Source organism: Nocardia sp. NPDC004123 (assembly GCF_053603795.1).
This window is the reverse complement of the sequence record NZ_JBSGGG010000009.1, coordinates 289,337-295,336: the sequence shown is the minus strand read 5'-3', so window position 1 is coordinate 295,336 and position 6,000 is coordinate 289,337. Positions and strand designations below refer to the sequence as shown.

The following is a 6,000-nucleotide window of genomic DNA, read 5'->3' as shown; positions in this document are numbered from 1 at the left end:
ATGTAGGTGACTGGTACTAATAGGCCGAGGACTTACCAACAAAGAAGCTACGCGTCCACTGTGCAGTATCTGAAACAACACACAGATCACTGAGACTCACGGCCCCGTTCGGGGTTTGGCTCTCTGTGTGACAGTTTCATAGAGTTACGGCGGCTATAGCGGTGGGGAAACGCCCGGTCCCATTCCGAACCCGGAAGCTAAGGCCACCTGCGCCGATGGTACTGCACTCGACAGGGTGTGGGAGAGTAGGACACCGCCGGAACATCCTTCGCGAAGGCCCCCAGCTCATGCTGGGGGCCTTCTGCGTATCCGGGCATGTCAACCAAATCGATACGTGCCCAACACGATCCAGCACCGAATAGTCTCTATGCGCTTCTATTGGCCGAATCCAATCACGCTGCAAGCTCTCAAAGCCGCGGGCTGGACTCCACGTCGCCGAGTAGACATCACCGAATGGATCGACCGCCTGAAAGCCGAAGGCTTCCACGTCTCCCGCCCCGCGGCATCAACCCTCGAATCCTTCGGCAAACTCGCCATCCGCCCCCCTGACCTCGCCGGCGCCCTGTGGCCTCCCGACCCAATCTTCTTCGACCCCATCGACGTAGCGACCGGCATGTACGACCGCTACGCCGACTTCGAATCAGCCCTCGGCCACCGCATGACCCCCCTAGCCGCCAACGCCACCGGCACAACCTTTCTCCTGATGCTCGACAACGGCAACGTCGTCTCCGACGGCATCCTGGCCCTCCACCTCCTGGGCCCCACCTTCCCCCAGGCCCTTGACCTCATCCTCCGCCGCCACCGCACCCCCGACCAGATCCTCACGTACCACCGCGGCCGCCCGATCTCCCCAGCCCGGCAAACCCGAGCCTCCTAAGTGCCGGCACAACCTCAGATCAGATGACAACCGCCTATGCCAATGTCTCGGATCTCACTGTGCCGCTAGGCATACGACATCAGAGACCTTCCAGAGGAGCGAGCGTGACGGCCGAGGGGCAGGTGTGCGGCTCGATCGGTGTCGATCCGTCGTGGTGACGGGTGCGGTCGGCCCGTCACCACGGTCGAGTTCTGTCTCCTAGCGCAAGATCATCTGCGCCTGACACCGTAATCCGGCAGGTTATGCGGGGTCGTCGAAGAGGCTGTCGACGGTGCTGGCCATAATGGATTTATCCAGCCAGTCGAGGAGACGTTCGGGTTCCGTGCAGGACGTGATGCGCTCATGGGCCGCGGCGGTGATGGTGATTCCGTTTCGCTCCAGTGTGTGAATGACGGCCACGGCAAGCCCCTCCGCACGTCCTTTAGCGAGTCCTTCGGCACGTCCCTCAGTGCGGGCCTGCGCCCGCAGGCGCTGGGAGGTTTCGGAGCGGAAAAAGGAGAGGTCCACGGTCATCAACTGCCTCCAGAGTCGTCCGGCCGGGCTTTTGCCCAACCCGAGTTCAGCGCCTCGAACGCGCGGCCGAATACGTCCGGGTGGCGTTGGAAAAGCCGGTGCATCGCTTCGTGTTTGGAGCCGACCATGCGATGAAGCTATCGCGTCGGATCGAATGTGTGTGCGATTGTGGTGATGTTGTCCGGACCCTCCCGATTTGCACGGGACTCGGCGGGTTGGCGACCGGGTGCAACCGGGAAGGTCCCTCGCGCTCGTTCCGCGCGTCGAGCGCCTCATCGGCGGGATCTCAGTCCGGTCGCCCGCAGCACTTCTTGTACTTGCGGCCGGAACCGCACCAGCAAGGGTCATTTCGGCCGGGTGGCCAGGGTGCGGCGTGGTGGGTGGTGTCGACGAGTTGCGTCGCGAAAGCGGTTCGCGTAGCGGGTAGTTCGGGGTTGGCGTCGGTTCGGGCCGCGTATTCGGCGAGCCCATCGACGGTCGTGGTGATCACCCGTGGCGACCGTCCCAGCTCGAGCTCACGCAGGGAGTGTTCCACCGCCGCGCGGTGCTCGTCGAAGGTGTCGTAGGCGTGCATGGCCGGCCATCGCCGAATGGCTTGTGCGAATTCGTGTTCCGGGAAGAACAGGACAGCGGCTCGTGCGGGTTTCACGGGGAGGTCGCGTTGGGTCAGATCGGCGATCACGCGCGCGCGGTGCTGGTCGACGCCCAAGTCGGTCTCATCCTCCGGCAGCCCGAGCAGTTCGCGGACGCGGGCGCGACCCGAGGCCAGCCGGAATCGTGTCAAGGATTCCCGGGCATCATCGTCTGCCACGGACATCCGCACCCGATCTAGTCCCGATTCGAACCAGCGCAGTGCCTCCTCGAGATCCCCGTGCTCCTCGAAGGCCTCGCCAGCGATCTCGTACGCCCGGTAATCGTCGGATCCCTCGGCAAATACCACCTCGAGCAGGTCGTAGGCCTCCTCCTCGTCGCCGTGCTCGAGCAGGAATGTCGCATACCAGACGCGCGCGTCGGCGGCGACCGGACCGCCGTCGGCGATGGCGTCCAGATACCGCCGCCGTGCTTTGTCGTAGTCGCCGGCCATCGCCCAATACGAGGCGGCCTCGGTGAGGTTCTGTGCTCGGTCCAAAGGTTCGCCCGCCGCGGCCTCCCGCTCGTAGTCCTGGGCGATCTCCTCGGGAGGCTGCTGAAAGCCCGCAAATTCCGCCGTGACCGCCGCCAATTCCGCAGTCAGTCGGGCATTCTCGGCTTCCAGCCGCTCCTTCTTCCGCCGCAGTGCGTCGCGCTGGCCGTCGTCGGTCGGTTCAGCGGGCATTCTTCCCCTCTTACGGTGACGGTGGTTTCGGCTTTCGTCACCACTCGGGGAAGCATACTGACCGGGGGCTGGGCAGCGTGGTGTCTCGCGGCTCGGGATTGCGGCGGGTCAGTCTCGCATGAATCCGATCCAGAGGTAGTCGCGGGCTCGGGTCAGCGCGACCATGCGTTGTCTCGCGGCCAGATCCGCACGGTCACCTTCGGCACCCGTAGCCGGTACGGTCACCTCGTCATCCTGGTGACAGCATCGATTGTCACGGACCGTCACATGACTTGGCGCAAAAGAGGATTCACGATACGCCTGCTACTCGGCGCGATGAACGACCGTGTGATGGTATGGCTGGTCTCCAGCTCCAGCTCCAGCTGGCGCGGTGAGCGGAGGCCATCCGCTGACCGAACATGCCACGGTGCGTCGACCAGCTTACGAGCGCCCACACCCAAGCGAACCCCGGAGACCGTCGAGATCGTCTGCCGGTCAAGGGCACATCGTGGATAGGCTTGCGAATGGCCGGTGCGAAGTGGTCGAGATGGCTGATCACCTCCGCCGGGAGTATCCCAGATTGATTACCGCACAGGAGATCCGAATGACGACCATCATCGGCGGCGGCATCGCTGGCATCGCGCTCGCAGGTGCGCTGGCTCGCGCCCAAGACAAAGTGACGCTCTACGAACAGCAATCGGCGGGCTCCTCTGGCGGCGGTGCGTTCCTGTTTCTGGACCAGCGCGGACATGACGCACTGACCGGGCTCGGACTGGACCGGGATGCCCTGCACGCTGCCTCGCATCCGGTGCACGGCCTGGACTACACAAACAGCGCCGGCGTGCATTCCAGTCGAATGGGTCAGGGTCACCGGTTCTGGCTGCGCCGCAACCTGATCGGCGTCCTGACCGAATTCTTGGACGGGTCCGGCGCCGAGGTGCTCGCCGGGGCCGCAGTCACCAACGTGGCCCTGGATGGCGGAGCGGCGGTTGTCCATTGCGCCGGTGAGACCACCGCCATCGATTCATTGCTCATTGGCGCGGATGGCATCGATTCGGTCGTGCGCGCCGGCCTGGAACCGCAGCGTCGCCCCACCTACGCCGGAGATGTCGTGTTGTACGGCATGACCACGGCCGGCTTGGAATTGCCCACGCCTCCCGATGTCCTGCACTTCTACGCCGAGATTCCCGAGCTCGGCGGCCTCGGCAGCACGTTCGGGCACGTCTGGAGCCGCGCTGAGGACACCACCGCCCTGTGGTTCCTGCGCATCGCACGTCCGCCGCTCGACGCCGACGATCTCGGCTTCCGCCCGGTCGGCGAATGGGCCGACACCGTACTCGAGGCTGCCCCGTCCAACCGCAAGATCCTCGAAACCCTGCTCGCACTGACGGATTCGGTGCATGTCAGCAATGCCCGCGACGTCTCCCTCGAAGGCGCAGCCGCGCCGAGCCTGCCGGTTCTGCTCGTCGGGGACTCCGATCACGCAATCACTCCCGCAGCCGGAGTTGGTGCTCGCGACGCTTTGGAAGACGCGCTCGCGGTCTATCGAGCCGTTCGCAGTGCGAACTCGCCGGCGGATGCGATGGCCGCGCGTCGCCGGCAAATCCTTGCCGATCGGGAACAGGCGCGGCGTGCGATTCCGCGACCGCGCACATAGAGGTCGACGCTCGCCCGAATCTGTTCTCCGCCTCGCTGTTCCATTAAGCCCGGGGCCCGGTGTCCGTGTAATTGCCGTCTCATTCATCTCGCACAACGAGTGGGGTGACCATTCGTCGGACGCCTACCGCAACAGTATCGACCGCGCGAACTCGGCTGCGTGTGAGCTGAACTGGCGTCCGAATGTGGCGCGGTCCCGCCGTAAGAGGTTCATCCGTTCGAACACGTCGCTCAGGTGCCCGACCGCGGATGTGATGTCCACCGATTCGAGCGGGGTCCCGTCGGCGAGCCGCCAGCCTGTGGCGGTCAGGAGGTCGGCGACCATGCGGTCGACACCATCGGTCACACCGGCAGCGATTGCGATGAGATACAGCAGGGCTGGCTCGTCCCCGTACTTGCCGATCCGTTCACCGGTCTTCGTTGCCAGGTGCCACCACAACGCAATCGGGTCCTCGCGGAGTGCACGGCCTTTCGTTGTGGCCGACAGCTTGCCGCGGTATTTGCGCACCAGGCCAATCTGCTGTGCCGATGCTCGCAGCTGTGCGACGGGTGGCGTCAGGTCTTCGCGATTGCCCTTCCCGATCCAGTCCTCGTCCATGCTCAGCTCGCGGAAGATGGACGACACGACCGCCGGTGGAAGATATCCGGCTCCAGTCAGTGTGATGCCGCTGGTTCCGAGAAGCTCGATGAGGCAGCGATAGGGGTGTACCGCGGCGGAAGCGATCTCCTCGTCGATGTGTACCGGGATGCCGAGCTGTACACGATCGATCAGCTGTCGCAATTGATTTCGAGCGGGCGGCGGTGCTGTCCGCTGGAGCATGACGACGTCGCGCATCAGCTCAGGCAGGTCGGCGTCTGTGCTGTCGATCGGCCCGGGCTCCCGGTCGGCGGGAATCTCCAGGTCGATGGCGGTGAGGCGCTCGTTGATCGTGTCGAGGTCGAAGGGGACCGGCGAGTAGTAGTTCTGATCGACGTCCTCGCCGTACATACTCCGGAACTCGGCCACTGCCCGACGATGCTCAGGATGTGCGGAATCAGTTGCCGCAATGATCAATTCGTATCCTCCGACACCGCCGCAGTCCTCCGGCGGACCTGGCCGTCGGCCGTCCGTGCACACAGCCCGAGCCGTGGCGGGCTCGCGCGGCGACACGGCCTCCAACTCGATGACGTGCTGCCAGTCGTCGCCGAAGTCGTAGAGGTAGTACAAGATGTCGCCGACATCGACCAGCACCTCATCCAAGCGGACTTGCTCTTCCGGGATCCCCGGCTCACCCTCGTCGGCCTGGAACGGGCACAGGTAGTACTCCGTGCGTCGGTCGTAATACGCTGGCCCGCTGCCGAACTGATGCAAGTGACTGTCGGTCCAGCCGAACGCGGCCTGAATGGCCGCATGCAGTTCGTCAAGAAACAGTCCGGACGAGAGCTCGAGCCGCCGCCACACGGGCGGTTCGGTATCCACGAGATCGATGCGAACGCGATAGGTCATCGCCTGCTCCCGCCGTGGCCGGCGTCGAGAGGGCACCGGCACCTCTTCCGCCTCGCGGGGGCTCTCCATCAACTGCCCGATCAGCGCTTTCAGATCATCGGGATGCAGCTGTTCCAGCATTTGCTCGATGACGGGATCCATATCGCGCTGAGGCATAGCGAGCACGCTACTCGG

At 64.6% G+C, this 6,000-nt stretch carries 5 protein-coding genes and 1 rRNA gene; 3 read left to right on the top strand and 3 right to left on the bottom strand.

Features of this window, described 5'->3' with window-relative positions:
- The first annotated feature begins 145 nt into the window (after positions 1-145).
- Positions 146-262 (top strand): 5S ribosomal RNA (gene rrf / locus ACWEQQ_RS15730).
- A gap of 72 nt (positions 263-334) precedes the next feature.
- Positions 335-877, top strand: coding sequence for an SUKH-3 domain-containing protein (locus ACWEQQ_RS15725; RefSeq protein WP_452348704.1), 543 nt, complete (start codon positions 335-337; stop codon positions 875-877).
- A gap of 240 nt (positions 878-1,117) precedes the next feature.
- Here the strand turns inward: ACWEQQ_RS15725 and ACWEQQ_RS15720 are convergent, their stop codons facing one another.
- Positions 1,118-1,390 (bottom strand): hypothetical protein, encoded by a 273-nt coding sequence (locus ACWEQQ_RS15720; protein ID WP_452348703.1) that lies wholly within the window; start codon positions 1,388-1,390, stop codon positions 1,118-1,120.
- A gap of 286 nt (positions 1,391-1,676) precedes the next feature.
- Positions 1,677-2,705 carry an SEC-C metal-binding domain-containing protein gene (locus ACWEQQ_RS15715; RefSeq protein ID WP_452348702.1) on the bottom strand — a complete coding sequence of 343 codons (1,029 nt, stop codon included), beginning with the start codon at positions 2,703-2,705 and terminating at the stop codon, positions 1,677-1,679.
- Between the two features lie 583 nt (positions 2,706-3,288).
- On the opposite strand from ACWEQQ_RS15715, the gene ACWEQQ_RS15710 reads away from it, so the two are divergent.
- Positions 3,289-4,341, top strand: a complete 1,053-nt coding sequence (locus ACWEQQ_RS15710) for an FAD-dependent oxidoreductase (protein ID WP_452348701.1) — start codon at positions 3,289-3,291, stop codon at positions 4,339-4,341.
- A gap of 123 nt (positions 4,342-4,464) precedes the next feature.
- Here the strand turns inward: ACWEQQ_RS15710 and ACWEQQ_RS15705 are convergent, their stop codons facing one another.
- Positions 4,465-5,982 carry a plasmid pRiA4b ORF-3 family protein gene (locus ACWEQQ_RS15705; RefSeq protein ID WP_452348700.1) on the bottom strand — a complete coding sequence of 506 codons (1,518 nt, stop codon included), beginning with the start codon at positions 5,980-5,982 and terminating at the stop codon, positions 4,465-4,467.
- Between the last annotated feature and the right edge of the window lie 18 nt (positions 5,983-6,000).